The organism is Flavobacterium sp. 9AF, assembly GCF_902506265.1.
Lineage (GTDB): Bacteria > Bacteroidota > Bacteroidia > Flavobacteriales > Flavobacteriaceae > Flavobacterium.
The window spans coordinates 1-20,354 of the sequence record NZ_LR733628.1; the positions used below are offsets into that span (position 1 = coordinate 1).

The following is a 20,354-nucleotide window of genomic DNA, read 5'->3' on the forward strand; positions in this document are numbered from 1 at the left end:
CTTGATTTATTTAAGACAGTATTTGCTTTATAATTACCTGTTTTTTTTAAAATATAGCATGTATTTAATATTTTATTCAACTTAAATATTTTTAAAAATTTCTTTTTTTTATTTTTGAGAAAAATCTAAACAAGCGCTTGAAAAAATTTCCTTATTACATACAAACAGAAAGTAAAGATTGTGGACCAACCTGTTTAAAAATCATTGCAAAACATAATGGCAAAGTTTTAAATACACAGATGCTGCGTGAACTTTCTGAAACCACTAGAGAAGGTAGTAATTTGCTTACATTAAGTGATGCGGCAGAAAGAATTGGATTTCGATCACTAGGTATAAAAATTTCATTAGAAAAATTACAAGAAGCACCACTTCCTTGTATATTGCATTGGAACAAGAACCATTATGTCGTACTTTATAAAATAAAAAAAGATAAATATTTTATTTCAGATCCTGCTATTGGGTTAATTGAGTATTCTGAAAAAGAATTTTTGAAATTCTGGATTGGAAATAATGCAGATGAAACCACTGAAGAAGGCATTGCTTTGCTTTTAGAACCTACGCCTAAATTCTATGAATCGGAGTTTGATTTAGATAAAGATGAAGAAGGGAAGACTAAATTTGGCTTTAATTTACTTTCAAGATATATTTATAGATATAAAGCCTTTGTTATCCAATTAGCAATTGGTTTATTAGCGGGAAGTTTACTTCAGTTAATTTTTCCTTTTTTAACGCAAAGTGTGGTAGATATTGGGATACAAAATCAAAATATTCATTTTGTCTATTTGGTTTTGTTAGCTCAATTGTTTCTTTTCTTTGGAAAAACGGCACTAGAATTAATTCGAAGCTGGATTTTATTACATTTATCGACCAGAATAAATATCGCTCTTATTTCAGATTTTTTTATCAAATTAATGAATTTACCCATTTCTTATTTTGATGTAAAAATGACTGGTGATATTATGCAACGCATAAATGACCATCATAGAATTGAAAGAATTTTAACTACTTCTTCCTTAAATGTATTGTTTTCAATGGTAAATATGGTTTTAATGGGTGGAATTTTAGCCTTTTATAACCTAAGTATTTTTATTGTTTTTTTCATAGGAAGTATATTGTATTTCTTATGGGTAATATTGTTTTTAAAGCGAAGAGAAAAGTTAGATTATAAACGATTTTCTGAAGTTTCTCAAGAACAAAGTAAGGTTATAGAACTAATTAATGGAATGCAGGAAATTAAACTTCATAATGCCGAAAAGCAAAAAAGATGGGGTTGGGAATATATTCAAGCAAGGTTGTTCCGAGTTTCAATGAAGAGTTTGGTTTTGGAACAAACACAAGGAATAGGATCCAATTTTATTAATGAACTTAAAAATATTATAATTATATTTTTATCTGCTTTGGCAGTTATTAATGATGGACTTACACTTGGGGAAATGATGGCAATTACAAGTATAGTAGGAAGTCTAAACGGTCCTGTAATACAATTGATCGGTTTTATAAGAGAAGTGCAAGACGCTAAAATCTCTTTGGCAAGATTGTCTGAAATCCATGAAATGAAAGACGAAGTAGAAGATGATCATGAAAAAACTAAGGATATACCTTCTAATGATATTGTCTTAAAAGATTTATCTTTTCGATATACAGGTTCTGATGTAAATGTTTTAGACCAACTGAACTTAACCATTCCAGCTAAGAAAGTAACAGCTATTGTTGGAACAAGTGGTAGTGGTAAAACAACACTCATGAAATTATTATTGAAATTTTACGAACCACAAGAAGGAGATGTAATTATTAATAAAACCTCTTTGAAGACTATTTCTCAAAAAGCATGGAGAGACCATATTGGTTCAGTTATGCAAGAGGGATATATTTTTAGCGATACTATTGCAAATAATATAGCGGTCGGTGTTGATGTGATAGACAAAGAAAGATTACAATATGCTGCAAATGTAGCTAATATAAAAGAGTTTATTGATGATTATCCATTAAGATACAATACTAAAATAGGTTCTGAAGGCGTAGGTATGAGTACAGGACAAAAGCAACGTCTTTTAATTGCAAGAGCGGTTTATAAAAATCCTGAAATGCTTTTCTTTGATGAAGCAACAAGTGCTTTAGATGCTAATAATGAAAAGGAAATAATGGAAAAATTAAATGTCTTTTTTAAAGATAAAACAGTACTTGTTATTGCACATCGTTTGAGTACGGTTATGAATGCTGATAAGATTGTGGTGCTAGAGAAAGGAAAAATTATAGAGACGGGTACACATGATGAATTGGTAGCTTTAAAAGGAAGCTATTTTAAATTGGTTAAGAATCAATTACAGCTAGGAAACTAAATAAATAATGAAAAGAGAATATAGATAAATAAACAAGTAATGCCAAACGAAAATTTAAATAATGAACATCATTCAAATTCTGATATAGAACTTAGAAGTGAACAAGTACAGGAAATACTTACCAAAGTTCCCAATTGGATGATTCGATGGGGAAATCTAGTTATACTAATTCTTCTTTTACTTGTTTTATTGTTTTCTTATTTTATTAAATATCCTGATATTAATTCTGCCCAAATAGTAGTTACTACAGCCATTCCGCCTGAAAAATTAACAGCTAGAACTTCAGGGAGAATTGAAGCTATATTGGTGAAAGATAATAGTGTAGTAACTAAAAACACTCCTTTAGCGGTTATCGAAAATACAGCAAATTATGAAGATGTTTTTTTGCTAAAGAATATAATTGATACTATTCAAATTGATAGAACACCTTTTCCTTTTCAAAAATTACAAATATCACAATTAGGAGATGTGGAAAGTGCTTATGCTCTTTTTCAAAAAGAATACAGTGCAAACGATTTGCAAAAAAAACTTAAGCCTTATTTGGTAGAATCTAATGCACAAGGATTTGAAGCAAATCAATTAAAAGAACGTTTGTCATTATTGGAATCGCAAAAAAGTATTAATCAATCTGAATTAGAATTAGAAAAAAATCAACTTGACCGACAAGAAATTTTATATAAAAAAGGGGTTATCGCGACTCAAGAATTTGAAAAAAATAAATTAGCTTATTTGCAATCACAAAAAAATTATAAAAATTTATTGAGTTCAATATCCCAATTGCAATCGTCTTTGAATGATTTAAATAAAAGTAGTAAAAACACAAACATAAATGCCACGAAAGACGCAATCAATTTAGAAAGAAATGTGTTGCAATCCTATTTTCAATTAAAAAAAGCAATTAAAGATTGGGAATTAAACTATGTTTTAAGAACATCAATGGATGGGAAGGTGTCTTTCTTACAACTTTGGGCTGAAAATCAAACAGTAACTTCTGGGGAACAAGTTTTCTCAATAGTGCCTGTTAATGAAAAAGTATATATTGGAAAAGTGAAAGCTTTAGCTCAAAACTCTGGTAAAATAAAGAAAGGACAAACAGTTTATATTCGATTAGCTAATTTTCCAGATAGAGAATATGGAATAATAAAAGGACTTGTGAATAATATATCAGCCACACCTGATAAAGAAGGTAATTTATTAATAGACGTCGCTTTACCAAATGGATTGGAGACTTCATACGAGAAGAAGATTGAATTTCAACAAGAAATGACTGGAACTGCAGATATCGTTACAGAGGATTTGCGTTTAATTGAACGTTTGTTGCACCAGTTTAGAGATCTTTTTAGTAGAAATAGTGAAATAAAAAATCAGAATAAATAACTTTTACTTTTAACACAAAATTATTAATTTTTTCTATTTCTTAATTGTAAATTAATACTAGTCATGAAAAATATAATTTTGCTCGGTATTGTTTTTATATTCACTAATGCTTCTTTTTCTCAAGGGAAAATAAAAATAATAGATTTTGATTCAAAACAACCGATCCCTTTTGTAACTGTTATTTTAGATGATTATAATGGAGTTTATTCTGATGAGAATGGAGAAATTGATAGATCTTTTTTGATTACTGAGAAAATTAGTTTAACATGTATGGGTTATGATAATTTAGAAATATCAGTTAAAGATATTTTAGATAATAAAATCTTTTTAAAGCAAAATACTACTTTGTTAAATGAAGTTGTATTAACCAATAAAGAAAATAAATTTAAAACTAAAAAATTTGATGAGATAAAGCATAATGATTTTATGGAAGGTCATATGTTAATTATTGGCGGTGAAATATCTTGTTTTATTGATAATTCTTTTAGTAAGGAAAATGTTCAAATTAGAAATATTAGAATTCCAGTAGTAACTAAAACTATTTCTTTTTCAAAAGAAGACGAAAATAAAAGACAATTGGTTAAAAAATTAGAATTTACAAGTAAGTTCAAGTTGTCATTTTATAATAATGATAATGGTAGGCCAGGGGAACCAATTTACGTGCAAAAAAATATTATTTTTAATCTATCACAAGAAAAGAATGTATTTGTAGTTAATCTTATTGATTATGATATTTATTTGCCAAATAATGGACTTTTCGTTGGTATAACTAACCTTGGACCGGTCGATGAACATGATAAATTTATTCAAAGTGAGCCTTTTGAAATGAAAGAAATAAATGGAAAAAAAATAAAAATAGTAAAACCTACTAAACCTTTTTTTCCAGTGATTAAAGAAGTAAAAAGAATAAATACATTTTATAAATTTTCATTTGATAATGAAGGAAAATGGGAATCATTCTATAAAAATGGTAAAAAGAAGGAGGCTGAAGTTCATAATATAGGTATTGGTTATGAGTTAGATGTTTATGAGTAATTATAAGTATTACCACTCGTTCACTTTATTTGCATCAAGTTTTACAAATATGAATAACATAATAGTAAATGCCCATAAACTTGATCCTCCATAAGAGAAAAAAGGTAAAGGAACCCCAATTGTAGGGAACAGTTTAATCAGCATCGCAATATTTACAAAAAAGTGTGTAAACAAATAACTGGCTACACAATAACCATACACTCTACTAAATTTCGTTTTTTGCTTTTCAGCTTGCGCTATAATCCTTAAAAATAGGATAACAAAAATGATAATTACAACAGTACACCCTATAAAACCCCATTCTTCGCCTACAGTAGTAAAAATATAATCGGTATGTTGCTCGGGAACAAATCCGCCTTTAGTTTGCGTACCTTCTAAATAGCCTTTGCCCGTTAGACCACCAGAACCTATTGCGATCATAGATTGATTCAGATTATAGCCTTCTTTTTTGATATCTACATCTTTTCCTAATAATACATCAATTCTGTCTTTTTGGTGCGGTTCTAAGACATTATTGTAAACATAATTTACAGAAAAAACAAAACCAGATATAAGAATAAAGATAAAAGTATATAAAATAGGATTTCTACTAATTAGTTTACTTCTTAAATAATGAATAAGCATTATAAAGGCTACTCCTATAATGATGTATTTTGGTTCTATTAATAGGGCTAAAAAGAAAAGAAGTATTGCTGAAAAGCCTGAAAATAGATACCATCCTGAAAGTCCTTCTCTGTTTAAAACAAAAATTAAAGATAGAAAAATCATGGCACTACCTGCATCGGGTTGTAGCATAATTAAGCAAACAGGTAATAAAATGATGCCAAAAGCAATGAATTTATGCTTTATGTTTTTAAGATTAATTTGAGGGTAGCTTAAATATTTAGCTAATAATAAAGCCGTTCCTGTTTTTACAAATTCAGAGGGTTGAAAACCAAAACTTCCAAATTGATACCAGTTTGTTTGTCCTTTTTTAGTGACACCAAAAACAAAGAGTCCTAATAAAAGAATAATTCCTATTCCATAAAACACAAAAGACAGTCTTTCAAAAATTTTAGCATCCAAGAAAAGCAATACGAAGATTAATGGAATACTAAAAAAAATGAATAGCATTTGTCTTCCATAGATTTGTTTGGTATCAAAAATTGAAGTGATTTCAAGGGGTAAAGAAGCAGAATATATGGTAAGCCACCCCATTATTACTAATGTAATATATAGTAATACGATAGTCCAATCGATATTGCCTATGCTTTTTCCTCTCATTTAATTAACCTCTTCTTCTTTTAATGTTAAACTTGGTGCAGTATTATCAATACTTACAGGTTCTGTAAAGCGTTGATATATAATATTTTCTATTTTCTTGTACTCCTCTTCTAAAGAACCATTTAACATTCTGTTTTCTAAATCTTTTCTTGTGATTTCACCATTTACATATTTTTCTATCATCAAGGTAGCTATTGGTCCAGCCCATCTATTACCCCAATAGCCGTTTTCAACAAAAACAGCAATTGCAATAGTAGGGTTCTCTTTAGGCGCAAAGGCGACAAAAATGGAATGATCTTTTAATTGATATGTCTTTCCAGCAACTCTAATTTTATTTTCAGCGGTTCCTGTTTTTCCACATATCTGCATATCTTTTACCTTTAATGTTGAGGCGGTACCTTTATTGTACACATCGGCTAATCCTTCTATAACAGGCTCAAAATGCTTTGCATCTACCGTAGAATAATGTTTGGTTGTAAATTTTTTATTTAATGGTTGATCTTTAATTTTTTTAACAATATGAGGGGTAAAATAATACCCTTTATTGGCTACAACAGCCATCATGTTAGCTAATTGCAACGGAGTGGTAAGGATTTCTCCTTGTCCTATACCATTAGAGATAATGGTTGAGCCTCTCCATCCTCCATTTGGATATAAGCGGTTGTAAGTTTTAGAAGTTGGAATATTTCCTTTTTTACCTATAGGTAAATCAGTTCCCATGTAGTTGCCTAAACCAAAACTTTTTACATGATTTGACCAAACGTCTACACCTTTTGACGAATTATTAAATTTATCTATAGTATTTCTATATACACTACAAAAATAGGTGTTACATGATTGATAAATACCATTGTTTAATTTTGATAAACCAGAATCATGACATTTCATAAAACGGCCACCACCGTATGAGAAGCCATGATGACACATAAATCCAGTTTCAGTAGTGATAACCTCTTCTTGAAGGCCTATTAATCCAGTAAGTATTTTAAAAGGAGATCCAGGCGGGTATTGAGCTAGTAATCCTCTGTCGAATAATGGATTTGCAATAGAATCATGATATAATTCAGTATAGTTTTTCGAACGTTGTCTTCCAACTAATAAAGCGGGATCATAAGTAGGTGCCGAAACTAATGCTAATATTTCACCCGTTTTAGGTTCAATTGCAACAATACCACCTCTTTTATTAACCATTAACTCGGTTCCATATTTTTGAAGTTCATAATCAATGGTTAAAGTTAAATCTTTTCCTTGTTTAGATATCGTGTCAAATTTTCCTTCTTTATAGGAACCAATTACTTTGTTGTATTTGTCTCGTAAAAGATATTTAACTCCTTTAATGCCTCTAAGTATTTCTTCATATTCTTGTTCAACGCCTTGTTTGCCAATTAAATCACCACTATTGTAATATGGATTTTTTTTAATGATTGCTTCATTTACTTGAGTGATGAAGCCAAATATATTTGCCCCAAAATCTACTTGGTAATCTCGTAGCGCTCTTTTTTGGGTGTAAAAGCCTTCAAAATTTCTTTCTTTTTCTTGAAAGGCAGCGTATTCTTTTTTGTTTAATTGTGCTAAAAAAACAGAGGGTAATCTTGGGCTATATACTGTAGCTTTTTTAATTTTCTTTATAAATTCTTCTTTTTCTATTTTTAAAAGATCACAAAATTCTGTAGTATCTAAATTTTTAATTTCTCTAGGTATTACCATAATGTCGTATGAAGGTTGATTGGCAACGAGTAATTTACCATTACGATCATAGATATAACCTCTTTCAGGAAAATCAAAGACTTTTTTTATAGCATTATTTTCAGATTGTAATTTTAAAGAATCGTCAATTACTTGTAAATAAAATATACGCACAAGTAAACCTATTGCGGTGATAATTATAAAAGAAGGTAATATAATTTTTCTCATCGTTTATTAGGTTTGATTAGATAAATGATTAATAAACAAATAACGAATGAAAAAACAGTTGAAATTAGAGTTGAATAGATGATATTAAAGAACAATGAAAAGCTAAGATATTCGAAAAAGAATAATATAAAATGATGGATAAAAATACCTAGTAAGATATAAGAAATTCTTTCTGATGTAATTTTGTCAGCAATTTTAACTGTTTGATACTCGTAGCTAATACCAAATGAAAAACGAAATAAATTAGGTCTTACAAATGCTAAAACGGTACATGCCATGGCATGAATTCCACCAGAATTGCTAAAAATATCAATTGTTAGACCTAATAGAAAACTACTTATTAACAGTGCATTTTTGTTGCCATTTGCAGGAAATAATAATGTAAATAAAATATAAGGATAAGGATTAAGGAATCCAAACAAGTTGATGTTGTTGAATAGAATTACTTGCAAGAATACAAGCAGTATAAATCGGATTATATTTAAAATGTTATTATTCAATTGTTTTTATTAAGAGTGTCTTCTTCTAATTTCTCGATTTCATTTTTATGAGTATTCCCAATTATATAAACATAACCTAAAGCGGTCATATCATTAAATAGTCTTACATTTATAGTATAATAATTTGTTTTTTTATCAATAAATACCTTGTCAATTTTCCCTATCGGAATGTTTTCAGGAAAGATTTTTGATTCAGAACCAGTAACAATTGAATCTCCTTTTTTTATCGTAGCTAGACGAGGAACATCGGTTAATTGTACATACCCCACATTTTTTCCGTCCCAGCTTAATGTTCCGAAATGTTCCGAATGTTTTATTTTGGCATTTGTTTTAAGTTCTGTATTTAATATACTAATTATTGTTGAATAGTTTTTAGAGGTTTTTTCAATAACCCCTACAATTCCTCTGTCGTTTACTACTCCCATGCTATTCTTAATACTGTCTTTCGAACCTGCATTTATCGTTAAGAAATTTTGTCTCACGTTATAGGAGTTTTTAATCACTTTAGCTTTTCTTACTTTGTAAAATAGGCTATCATTTAATTTTAATTGTTGAAGGTCTATTAATGTATCTTTTTGATTAAATAATAGCTCTTTTAATCTTGCATTTTCTTCTGCTAATGATTCGTTTTTTTCTTTTAAGCTAAGATATTCATTAATTGAATTTATCTTTTTATAAACTCCTCCACTAATGTTGTTGGCACTGTTAATATATTCACTTCTATGGAAAGAATGTGATTGTATTATTAGTGTAAAAGAAATACCTAAAAGCAGCAAAAACAGCAATTTATAGCTGTTTTTTATAAAGAAATATAGTATTTGCTGCATGAATTATTTTTATTTTATGAGAATGCTTTTATACTTGCCAAGATTTTTTAGTGCTATTCCTGTTCCTCTTACAACAGCTCTTAATGGGTCTTCAGCAATATAAACTGGTAAATCAGTTTTTATAGAGATTCTTTTGTCTAAACCTCTTAGCATCGAACCACCACCTGCTAGATAGATACCTGTATTGTAAATATCTGCTGCTAATTCTGGAGGAGTTTGTGATAAAGTTTCCATTACCGCATCTTCAATACGTTGAATGGATTTGTCTAAAGCTTTAGCAATTTCTCTATATGAAATATCTACTTGTTTTGGTTTGCCAGATAATAAATCTCTACCTTGAACTTGCATTTCTTCTGGTGGACTGTCTAAATCTTCAGTTGCTGCACCTATTTGAATTTTTATTTTTTCTGCAGTTGTTTCACCCACAAATAAATTGTGCTGTGTTCTCATGTAGTAGATAATATCATTTGTAAACACATCTCCAGCAATTTTAACAGATTTATCACACACAATACCACCTAATGCGATAACTGCAATTTCAGTAGTTCCTCCACCGATATCTACAATCATATTCCCTTTTGGTTGCATGATATCAACTCCAATACCAATAGCGGCAGCCATTGGTTCATGAATTAAATATACTTCTTTACCATTCACACGTTCAGCAGATTCTTTTACTGCACGCATTTCAACTTCGGTTATTCCTGATGGAATACATATTACCATTCTTAATGCAGGAGTGAATAGCTTCTTTTTCAAAGCAGGAATGCTTTTAATAAGCATACTTATCATCTTTTCTGAAGCATCAAAATCTGCAATAACCCCATCTTTTAAAGGTCTTATAGTCTTAATGTTTTCATGTGTTTTTCCTTGCATCATATTAGCCTCTTTACCTACGGCTATGATTTTACCACTTATTCGATCTCGTGCAACGATAGAAGGACTATCTATTACTACTTTGTCGTTGTGAATGATTAAGGTGTTTGCTGTACCAAGGTCGATAGCTATGTCCTCAGTCATGAAATCAAAAAATCCCATATGCTTTTTTAGGGTTTTATATTAATATATTATTCGTTTTTTACAAATGTAATAAAATTAATGTTTAAAATGACGTGTTCCAGTAAATACCATTGACACATTATTTTCATTACAATAATTGATACTTAATTCATCTTTAATTGAACCACCAGGTTGAATTACTGCTGTAATGCCGGCTTTGTTTGCAATTTCTACACAATCTGGAAAAGGAAAAAATGCATCACTTGCCATTACTGCTCCTGTTAAGTCAAATTCAAATGCTCTAGCTTTTTCTATAGCTTGTTTTAAGGCATCTACACGTGAGGTTTGTCCAGTGCCAGAAGCGCATAGTTGTTTGTTTTTAGCCAAAACTATTGTGTTTGATTTGGTATGTTTACAAATTTTAGAAGCAAAAATTAAATCTTCAATTTCTTCATTTGTTGGTTCAGTATTTGTAACGTTTTTTAAGTGCTGTTTATTATCTGTAATGTTATCTTTATCTTGAACTAAAATACCATTTAAGCATGTGCGCACTTGTTTAGTAGGTAATTCTACATCATTTATAACTAACAAAATTCTATTTTTCTTTTCTTCTAACAAATCTATCGCGTTTTTATCAAAAGAAGGAGCAATCACTACTTCGCAGAAAAGGGAATGGATTTCTTCAGCTGTTTCTAGGTCGATGGTGCCATTTGCTATTAAAACACCACCAAAAGCAGAGGTTGGATCACCTGCTAAAGCTTCTAGATAAGCTTCTTTCATTGTATCTCTTGTGGCAATACCACAAGCATTATTGTGTTTTAAAATGGCAAATGTAGGTGCGTCATTTTTAAATTCATTCATCAAGTTTACTGCAGCATCTACATCTAAAAGATTGTTGTAAGATAATTCTTTGCCATTCAATTTAGTGAACATTTTGTCAAATTCACCAAAGAAAAAGCCTTTTTGATGTGGGTTTTCACCATATCTTAAAGTTTCACCATGAGCTAAACTTGTCTTTAAATACGTTTCATCAGTATTAAAATAATTGAATATTGCCGTGTCATAGTGAGACGAAACATGGAATGCTTTGGTTGCCAATAATCTTCTTTGCTCGATTGTTGTACTACCGTTTTCATTTGTATAAAAATCTAAAAATAAATTATATTCTTCTACAGATGGAACAATTACAGTGTCTTTAAAATTCTTAGCTGCAGCTCTTATTAAAGAAATACCCCCGATATCAATCTTTTCAATTATGTCAGTTTCATTGGCACCAGAGGCTACAGTTTTTTCAAAAGGATATAAGTCTACGATAACTAAATCTATTTGAGGGATATTATATTCTTGCATTTGAGCAACATCAGATGGATTGTCTTGTCTGTTTAAAATGCCTCCAAATACTTTAGGATGTAATGTTTTTACTCTTCCTCCTAAAATAGATGGATAATTAGTTACATCTTCTACAGGAACTACAGGGATTCCTAAACTTTTAATAAAAGCTTCCGTTCCACCTGTAGAATAAATAGTTACCTGATTTTGATGTAGTGCTTTTACAATAGATTCTAAACCTGTCTTGTCAAATACAGAGATTAATGCTGAAGTAATTTTTTTTGTTGTGCTCATAGTGTGTTGAATTGTTGTTGTTTACCCTTTAAAATGATTTCTTTTGAATGTTTTATTTTTCAGGTGGTTTTTCGTGGTGCAAAAGTAGTTATACTTATTAAAATTTTCAACAATTATACATACTTAAAAAAAATATTTTTTAAGTATTTGGAATTCTAAGGAAAAGATAACTAAATGATATAGCACTTTACGATTGTTTCCCTTTTTAAAAATTGTAAATATAAATTAGTATTAATAATTAAATACTATGTATTAGTTTCTGATTTTTAATTTTTGTTTATTGACAATCAAATAGATATGCTTGTAATTTGCTGTTTTAATTATTTAAATTTTTAAATATATATTACTAACTTTTTACTAATGGTGTAACAAATTTGGTTTTTAATCTACTAATACTATAATTCAACTGTATTATGTTATTATATCTTCGATTACTTAAAGAAAGTTTAAGCTTTGCACTAAATGCATTGCGAAATAACAAATTACGTACCTTATTGTCGCTTTTAGGGGTAACAATAGGAATTTTTTCTATCATCGCGGTTTTAGCAGCTGTAGATTCTATGGATAAAAAAATCAAAGAAGATTTAAGCGATATGGATTTGAATACGGTTTATCTTATACGTTTTTCTTTTGGTCCTTCAGATGTGCCAAGATGGAAAAGAGAACAATTTCCAGATGTTACTTATGATGAATATGAATACATAAGAAAATCGGTAAAATATGTGGATAAAATGTCTTTTAATTTATTTACTCGATCGGAGAATATAAAATATGAGGACAAAACAGTAAATTCTATTGGTGTAAATCCATGTACAAATGAATTAATAGATATAGAACCTATTAAAGTGGAACAAGGTAGGTTTTTTAATGAATCTGAATCAAATTCTGGTGTGCCAGTAATTGTTATTGGAAATGAAGTAGCAACTAGTCTTTTTGGGAATAAAAATCCATTGGGAAAAAAAATTCGCTTGTATGGTCAAAAACTAACAGTTATAGGTGTTTTGAAAAAGCAAGGAGAATCAACCTTTGGTCAAAGTAGCGATATAACTGTGTACTTTCCTGTTAACTTTTTAAGAAGAATGTATGGAGATAATAATAAAAGCATTACTCCTGCCATATTAATTAAACCTGTAAAAGGGGTAGATATGGAAGAATTTAAAGCCGAATTAACTCAGAAATTACGTACTTACAGAAGTATAAAGCCTGGGGAAATTAATAATTTTTTTCTTAATGTATTATCTGGTTTTACTGATTTTATTGATAGCATTATAGGACAAATGAATTTAGTAGGTTGGGGAATCAGTTTCTTTTCACTTTTAGTAGGCGGTTTTGGAATTGCCAATATTATGTTTGTGTCTGTAAAAGAAAGAACCAATTTAATAGGTATTCAAAAAGCCTTAGGAGCTAAAAACAAATTTATTCTTTTTCAGTTTTTATTTGAAGCGGTGATTTTATCATTAATAGGAGGTATTGTAGGTATGCTTTTAGTGTGGTTGTGTGCTGTTGGATTAAGTGCTGTTTTGGATTTTGAATTTGTTTTGAGTTCGCAAAACTTATTGATTGGTAGTGGTTTAGCTACATTTATTGGTTTGATTTCAGGAATAGTTCCTGCTATATCTGCATCAAAATTGGATCCTGTTGAAGCAATTAGAACTGGGTTGTAAAAAATTTTACCTTAAATAAATTAAAAGAGCACTTATTGTCAAGTGCTCTTTTAATTTATATGCTATCTTTTCATTGTAAAGTGTGCCCTAAATGTCTTATTTTGATTGTTGTGCTGATAATCAACTACAAACCAATAATCTGTAGATGGTAAAGGAAGACCATTATAAGTTCCATCCCATCCAATACTATTAGGAGAAATTTGTTTTATTAGTTTTCCATAGCGATCAAAAATTGATATGATTGTGTTTGGATTATCTTTTAAATCATAAATATTCCATTTGTCATTGTATCCATCACCATTTGGCGTGAAAAATTTAGGATATTTAATAACTGTAAAAGTGATATTTCTGTCTCCACAATTGCCATATATATCGTTTATGGTAATTGTATGCTCTCCCGAACTTAAATGAGAAAATTCATTACTTTGTTGAAAACTACCTCCATCTAGTTGGTATTCGTAAATTCCAAAACCATTTAGAATATTTACTGTTGCTACTGCATTATCTTCAAAAGCATCTGTTAAAATTACTTCTGCTATTGCTGTGCTAGATCGAGTAACTTCAACAGTCGTAGGTGCATATGAGCAAATAGGAGCATTTTCAGGAATAAGTTTTATAGGTACCACGTCATAAAAACCTACTTCATTAGCAACATATTCAAAACCATTACCCATTAAAACGCCATTTAAATACCATTCTATATTGTAATTAGTATTGTTCAAGTTATTATCTTGAGTGACGGTTAAAGTGGCCGTTTGTTCTACATTATTGGTTTCTGGATTTACACAAATAATCCCATTATCTACAGAAAATACAGATCTTGGGTAAATTGAGAATTGAAAATGAGTTTCATCATTGCATGAGGTATTGTTTGTTGCTTTTGCATATACCCATACTTCAAAGGTTTCGCTTACACTTCCAGCTGTTACGGAATAAGTGTAATTGTTTGGATTAATTAAATAGGAAGAATCGCCTCCAGGTTGACTGTAATAATTTATATCGTAGGTTGTAGCAGGTAATGTTGGTAATGTAAATTCACCACAGTATTCAGTCATATCTAATGCAGAAAAATCTATAGGATATGTGTTTAAATCGGGTGTCTCAGAAATAGTAATAGTGAAACTTTTTTCTTCTGTACAGGGAAAACGATCTCCATTACTAGCAAAAACATATATTGTTTGTGTTGAAGTTAGAGTATAATTATTGGGGTCAATAATATCGACTGGATTGCCACCAGATTGCGAATAGTAATTAATAAAATAATTATCAGGAGATGGTGGTGTATGTGTTAGGTTCTCTAATGTGTAAGAGTCACAAGCTGTTATGTTGTTAAAATTTGGTAAACCAATGTAATTATAATAAACGGTAAATGGAATATCTTGTGTGCAACCGGTATTAGAATCTATGTTATATATATAAAAAGTCTTTGTTTCTTCAAAAACCATAGAAGGAGTTACAAGTGTACCAGAAGCATTTGGTTCTGTGTAATAATTTCCGTCTATTGGAGTAGGCAATGAATAGGAAGAACAATAATATAAATCACCCACAGTATCTACAGGAGGAAGAGGATTGATTGAAATTGTAAAAGAACTTTGATTATCACACCCAGCAGTATTGGCAGGAGTATAGACATAATATGTGCCAGGTGGATAATTATTTCCTGTTAAATCAATTATGTTGCCAGCTTGTAACATGGTTCCGGAGCCATTTGGTTCTGTGTAATAATTTCCGTCAGTAAGAGTAGGTAATATATACATATTACATGCAATCACATCCTCTGGACTATCTACGGGAGGAACTGGTAAAATAGTGACATCGAAAGACATATTATCAGTGCAATTTGGTGCGGTGCTTGTATTTGCGTAAATATATATTGTTTGTGAAGTGGTAATCTTAGTTAGAGCGGGTATAATTGTTCCTGTACCTGTTGGTCCAGTGTAATAATTACCAGCATCCAAATTAGGTAATATATAGCTACCACAAACTATTTGATTGCCTACATTGTTGATGATGTAAATAGTAAAGCTTGTGCTATCACTACAGCCATTTACATCTGGGCCATTAGTTATGGTAATTGTTTGCGTTGATGTAATTGAATCCCCAGCGAATAGTGGGTTGCCTTGAGCATTAAAATAATTGCCATTATTTAATGGTTCTAAAGTATAGCTCATGCAAGTTATTACATCGTTTAGAGAATCTACAGGAGGTAAAGGATGAATTACTAACGGGAAAGCTTCTTCTTTGCAAAAAACACCATTAACTTCAGCATAATAATATATAGTTTGATCTGTGGTGATTATAGTTCCACTTGGGATAATAGTGTTTGAAAGATTGCTAGGACCACCTGTTTGGGTGTAAAAATCTCCCTCAATAGGATTTGGAACAATAAATTGTCCACAATGTTCTAAAGGAATGTCGTATTCGTCTATCAGTGTAATTTGAAAACTTGATTGATTAGTGCATCCATTTGTGTCTGGACCGTTAAAGATATAATAGGTTCCGCTTATGTCAATGATGTCACCTGAATTATATGCTGTGCCTGTTCCATTTGGGCCTGAAAAATAGTTGCCATTAGTAATTGAGGGTAAAGTGTAGTTATGACATTCTATTACATCATCAATAGTGTCAACAAGCGGTAATGCATGAATTATCAGATCAAAATTACTTACTGCAAAACAGTCAGGATGAGTAGCCAATACTATTCTGACCCACACGGTTTGAGTCGATGCACCAGATCCAATAGTATGGCTTGTTGGATTTAAATTGTTTCCAGTCCCACCAATTTGCGCATCATTCTCAGTTGTATAAAAATAAAAGTTATAATCTGAAGCTAATTGGGAATTGTTTGCTAAAACCTGAGCTAATAAATTCACATTTTGTCCTTGACCATTAGGGGAGTCACAATTCTCAAAATTAGCAATGGGATTAATTACAATTGGGTCACTGACTAATAAATCAAAAGAATAAATAGCATTGCAAAACGAATCTGTAATTGAGTTGTATAATGCAATGTAAATAGTTTCATTTCCTACACTATTATAATTTGTGTTTTGGCTAATAGCGTTTGTGTGAGAGGTTGCGTCTGTTAGTGAAGAATAATAAATTACATCATAAATGACATTGTCAATTTGTAGAGTTGTTTCATTGTTCTGTGTTAAATCATAATTGTAATTAGAGCTTCCATTATTACAAGCGGTTAAATTATATGGATTAGTAACTTGTAAATCTGAAAATACAATTTGATCGGTTATTACGCAATTCGAATTAGGTTTAGTTATGGTAACTTCATATGTACCGCTTTGTGTAACTGTTAAAGTGTTACTTGTTTCCGCTAAAGAATTTCCATCTAATGTCCAACTATGATTAAATTCTGTATCACTTAATCCTGAGGTAATATTTCTCGAGTCACCACTACAGATAGTATCATCAGGACCTAAATCTATAGTAGTAATAAAACTTCCTGAAGCCAAAAATACAGCAGAGTCATAACGATAATCTTGATAATCACCTATAACTAATCTAATTCTATATGAATTATTAGGTGTTACAGTTGATGAAGCGTTCATTACCGTTGTAAAACCTCGCATGTTAATTGCTGAGTTTCCGGTATTAGTTACGTTATACGTGCTGAATAAATTTGAATTAGCCGAATTACAATTAAAATTATAAGCTTGGTTTCTGATGTTTAAAACTGAAACGGGTGTGCTGGTGTTTGGTATAACTGCTAAATTAGTAGTGGTATTCGTTGATAAATCAGTTAAAAAAAATGCAAAAGTATCAAACGATGCACATTGCCATTGTCCATATTCATTAGAGGCAAATAAAAAATCAAAACTGAAATGAGAGGATAGTGGAATAAAATCAAATTGCAGGAAAGCTACATCAGTAATTGTCCCAGATTGTCCTGCACTATTTACAATGTTTTGCAACCCTGCATCTCCAGAATTATTTACTTGACTGTCAAGATTATCTCCTGTATAGGAGCCTTCCGAATGCTTTGCAATGCCACTTCTTATTATAATTCCTTCGTTAATAGGAAAGGGAGAACCGTTTCCATTAAATGTGGCAACTGATTGGCTAGAAGAAATAATTACATTAGATACATTGGTACATGAATTTCCTAGTAGTAAATTCACTAATTGACTTGGAGAATTACTTGTGTCATCAATTGTAATTGATTGAGAATAAGTTACTATTGGCAAAAGCCAAAATAAAATTAGTAGTTTTTTCATTATGATATCTTTGGGGTTGAAAATCATTTTGACTAATACAAAATTACGTTTTTTTTAAATCTTAAAGGATATTAAAAAGAGGAATTGTTAAAAAAATTAACAGTTTAAAACTGCACTAAAATTAAATTTGTAAGATAATTTTTTAAATTTGATAAAAAATCATTCATGTCTATTCCTTTCGAGCCGATTCTTTTTGGTTATAAGATTAATTTGCACCTCATTTTAGAATATTTAGCTTTTTTTATTGGATTTAGATATTATCTATATTTAAGAAAAAGAGTAGTAGATAATATTACAACACAAAATAGACTTTCCATTATTTTAGGAGCTATACTTGGAGCTTTTTTAGGGTCTCGAATTTTTGGATTTCTTGAAAATCCTGTTATTCCTAAAAATATTTTGGATGGGTTGCAATTATGGAATACAAAAACGATTATGGGAGGTTTATTTGGAGGACTTTTAGGTGTAGAATTTGCAAAGAAAATAATCAATGAAAAACAATCTTCAGGAGATTTATTTGTTTTTCCAATTATATTAGGAATTTTTATTGGTAGAATAGGTTGTTTTTTATCTGGAATAAAAGAATTTACTTATGGTAAAGAAACTTCTTTTTTTCTTGGAATGAACCTTGGAGATGGACTGAAAAGACATCCGTTGGCTTTATACGAATTGTTTTTTTTGTTTCTTTTATTTGTATTTTTATGGAGACTAAAAAGAATGCAATTGAAAGAAGGGATGTTGTTTCAATATTTTATGATTTTGTATTTCACTTTCCGTTTTTTTATAGAATTTTTAAAACCCAACATTTTTTATTTTTTAGGTTTAAGTACTATTCAATCTTTATGTGTTATTTGTCTTATTTACTATTATAAAACAATTTTAAACTTCTTTAATTATGCCCGTTAGAAACTATACTTATTATGATTTTACTTTAAGTCTTTGTCCTGAATGTTTAAAGAGGGTAGATGCTAAAATTGTTTTTGAAAATGATAAGGTTTATATGCTAAAAAGATGCCCTGAACACGGTAGTTCTAAAGTTTTGATAGCAGATGATATTGCTTATTATAAAAATATCAGGAACTATAATAAACCCTCAGAAACGCCTTTTAAGTTTAATACTAAGACAGACTACGGTTGCCCTTATGATTGTGGATTATGTCCTGATCATGAGCAACATTCTTGTTTAACTGTAGTTGAGATAACCGATAGATGTAATTTAACTTGTCCTACTTGTTACGCGGGTTCTTCTCCCTCATATGGAAGACATAGGACTTTAGATGAGGTTAAAAAAATGTTGGACACAATTGTACTAAATGAAAAAGAACCTGATGTGGTTCAAATTAGTGGAGGAGAACCTACTTTGCATCCGCATTTTTTTGAGATACTTGAATATGCTAAATCATTACCTATAAGACATTTGATGCTGAATACTAATGGTATAAAAATAGCAAAGGATAAAGATTTTGCTAAACAATTGAAGTCTTTTGCTCCAGATTTTGAAATTTATTTACAATTTGATTCTTTTGAGAATGAAGTATTGCAAGAACTAAGAGGAGCTGATTTGACAGATATTAGGAAATTAGCAATTGAAAATTTAAATGAGTTTAATTTATCTACTACTTTGGTAGTTACGCTGCAAAAAGGCCTTAATGACCATGAAATTGGAAAAATAATTCATTATGCACTTCAGCAAAAATGTGTTCGTGGCGTTACTTTTCAGCCTACACAAATTGCTGGTAGATTGGAAAATTTCAATCCAGAAACTGATAGGATGACCTTAACAGAGGTTAGAAGGAAAATTTTGGAGCAAACAGCTATTTTTAATCCAGATGATTTATTGCCAGTTCCTTGTAATCCAGATGCTTTGGTTATGGGTTATGCTTTAAAATTAGAAGGAGAAGTTTTTCCTTTAACAAGATATATTAATCCAAACGATTTGTTGGATAATAGCAAAAATACTATAATATATGAGCAAGACGAACAATTAAAAGGGAAAATGATTGATTTGTTTAGTACGGGAAATTCAGTTGAAGTGGCAGAAGAGAATTTGAAATCAATTATGTGTTGTTTGCCAAACATTGATGCGCCTCATTTAGGATATGATAATCTTTTTCGAATAATTATTATGCAATTCATTGATGCATATAATTTTGATGTAAGAGCTATAAAGAAATCGTGTGTGCATATTGTGGATAAAGATTATAAAATTATCCCTTTTGAGACCATGAATTTGTTATATAGAGATGATAAAAAAGAACGTTTACAAGAATTAAGAACACAAATAAAATTTTAATAGATGACAACATTAGAAGTAGGAAATTTAGGTGGATTGGTTTTTTTCTTTATATTAATTATGGTTGGTCCTCCTATTTTACTCAGTCTTTTTGGTTTAATAGTACGTAAAAACAATCCTAAAGCAGCTAAAGTATTATTTATTTTAGCTGGTTTGTATTTGCTTGTAGGATTAGGTATTTGTGGCAGTTTAATGATGTAAAGGAGGCTGTCCAAAAAGTACAATTTTATCAAGCTGAACTTGTTTCAGCTTTTATAAATTATTTGATTTTCAACTATTATTAGATTC

At 30.2% G+C, this 20,354-nt stretch carries 14 protein-coding genes; 7 read left to right on the forward strand and 7 right to left on the reverse strand.

What is annotated here, in order from left to right; translation table 11 throughout:
* Positions 1 to 137: 137 nt before the first annotated feature.
* From HALO113_RS18890 to HALO113_RS18900, 3 genes are all read left to right on the forward strand, one after another.
* Positions 138 to 2,339, forward strand: a complete 2,202-nt coding sequence (locus tag HALO113_RS18890; protein ID WP_159780702.1) for a peptidase domain-containing ABC transporter — start codon at positions 138 to 140, stop codon at positions 2,337 to 2,339.
* A gap of 39 nt (positions 2,340 to 2,378) precedes the next feature.
* Positions 2,379 to 3,716: an HlyD family secretion protein gene (locus HALO113_RS18895; RefSeq protein ID WP_159780703.1), complete on the forward strand. Its 1,338-nt coding sequence runs from the start codon at positions 2,379 to 2,381 to the stop codon at positions 3,714 to 3,716.
* Between the two features lie 63 nt (positions 3,717 to 3,779).
* Positions 3,780 to 4,751 (forward strand): hypothetical protein, encoded by a 972-nt coding sequence (locus tag HALO113_RS18900; RefSeq protein WP_159780704.1) that lies wholly within the window; start codon positions 3,780 to 3,782, stop codon positions 4,749 to 4,751.
* A gap of 9 nt (positions 4,752 to 4,760) precedes the next feature.
* Here HALO113_RS18900 and rodA read toward each other — a convergent pair whose 3' ends face one another.
* The 6 genes from rodA to purH all read right to left on the reverse strand — a co-directional run bounded on the left by rodA (position 4,761) and on the right by purH (position 11,877).
* On the reverse strand, positions 4,761 to 6,014 hold the full coding sequence (rodA, locus tag HALO113_RS18905; RefSeq protein ID WP_159780705.1) for a rod shape-determining protein RodA: 1,254 nt from the start codon (positions 6,012 to 6,014) through the stop codon (positions 4,761 to 4,763).
* Positions 6,015 to 7,928, reverse strand: a complete 1,914-nt coding sequence (mrdA, locus tag HALO113_RS18910) for a penicillin-binding protein 2 (protein ID WP_159780706.1) — start codon at positions 7,926 to 7,928, stop codon at positions 6,015 to 6,017.
* Positions 7,925 to 8,350, reverse strand: a complete 426-nt coding sequence (locus HALO113_RS18915) for a rod shape-determining protein MreD (RefSeq protein ID WP_370519407.1) — start codon at positions 8,348 to 8,350, stop codon at positions 7,925 to 7,927. The genes mrdA and HALO113_RS18915 overlap by 4 nt, the downstream gene beginning before the upstream one ends.
* Positions 8,351 to 8,424: 74 nt before the next feature.
* Positions 8,425 to 9,255, reverse strand: coding sequence for a rod shape-determining protein MreC (gene mreC / locus HALO113_RS18920; RefSeq protein WP_159780708.1), 831 nt, complete (start codon positions 9,253 to 9,255; stop codon positions 8,425 to 8,427).
* A gap of 9 nt (positions 9,256 to 9,264) precedes the next feature.
* The gene (locus HALO113_RS18925) at positions 9,265 to 10,293 is read right to left on the reverse strand and encodes a rod shape-determining protein (RefSeq protein ID WP_159780709.1); all 1,029 of its coding nucleotides are present in this window, start codon (positions 10,291 to 10,293) and stop codon (positions 9,265 to 9,267) included.
* A gap of 57 nt (positions 10,294 to 10,350) precedes the next feature.
* Positions 10,351 to 11,877 (reverse strand): bifunctional phosphoribosylaminoimidazolecarboxamide formyltransferase/IMP cyclohydrolase, encoded by a 1,527-nt coding sequence (gene purH, locus HALO113_RS18930; RefSeq protein ID WP_159780710.1) that lies wholly within the window; start codon positions 11,875 to 11,877, stop codon positions 10,351 to 10,353.
* 413 nt (positions 11,878 to 12,290) lie between these two features.
* On the opposite strand from purH, the gene HALO113_RS18935 reads away from it, so the two are divergent.
* Entirely contained in the window at positions 12,291 to 13,541 is a 1,251-nt protein-coding gene (locus tag HALO113_RS18935; protein WP_159780711.1) for an ABC transporter permease, read from the forward strand.
* A gap of 62 nt (positions 13,542 to 13,603) precedes the next feature.
* Here the strand turns inward: HALO113_RS18935 and HALO113_RS18940 are convergent, their stop codons facing one another.
* The gene (locus tag HALO113_RS18940) at positions 13,604 to 17,773 is read right to left on the reverse strand and encodes a T9SS type B sorting domain-containing protein (RefSeq protein ID WP_159780712.1); all 4,170 of its coding nucleotides are present in this window, start codon (positions 17,771 to 17,773) and stop codon (positions 13,604 to 13,606) included.
* A gap of 165 nt (positions 17,774 to 17,938) precedes the next feature.
* On the opposite strand from HALO113_RS18940, the gene HALO113_RS18945 reads away from it, so the two are divergent.
* The 3 genes from HALO113_RS18945 to HALO113_RS18955 are packed head-to-tail and all read left to right on the forward strand — an operon-like array spanning position 17,939 to position 20,267.
* Positions 17,939 to 18,679, forward strand: coding sequence for a prolipoprotein diacylglyceryl transferase family protein (locus HALO113_RS18945; RefSeq protein WP_159780713.1), 741 nt, complete (start codon positions 17,939 to 17,941; stop codon positions 18,677 to 18,679).
* Positions 18,669 to 20,066 carry a radical SAM protein gene (locus tag HALO113_RS18950; protein WP_159780714.1) on the forward strand — a complete coding sequence of 466 codons (1,398 nt, stop codon included), beginning with the start codon at positions 18,669 to 18,671 and terminating at the stop codon, positions 20,064 to 20,066. Before HALO113_RS18945 ends, HALO113_RS18950 begins: the two co-directional genes overlap by 11 nt.
* Positions 20,067 to 20,069: 3 nt before the next feature.
* Positions 20,070 to 20,267, forward strand: coding sequence for a hypothetical protein (locus tag HALO113_RS18955; RefSeq protein WP_159780715.1), 198 nt, complete (start codon positions 20,070 to 20,072; stop codon positions 20,265 to 20,267).
* Positions 20,268 to 20,354 lie beyond the last annotated feature (87 nt).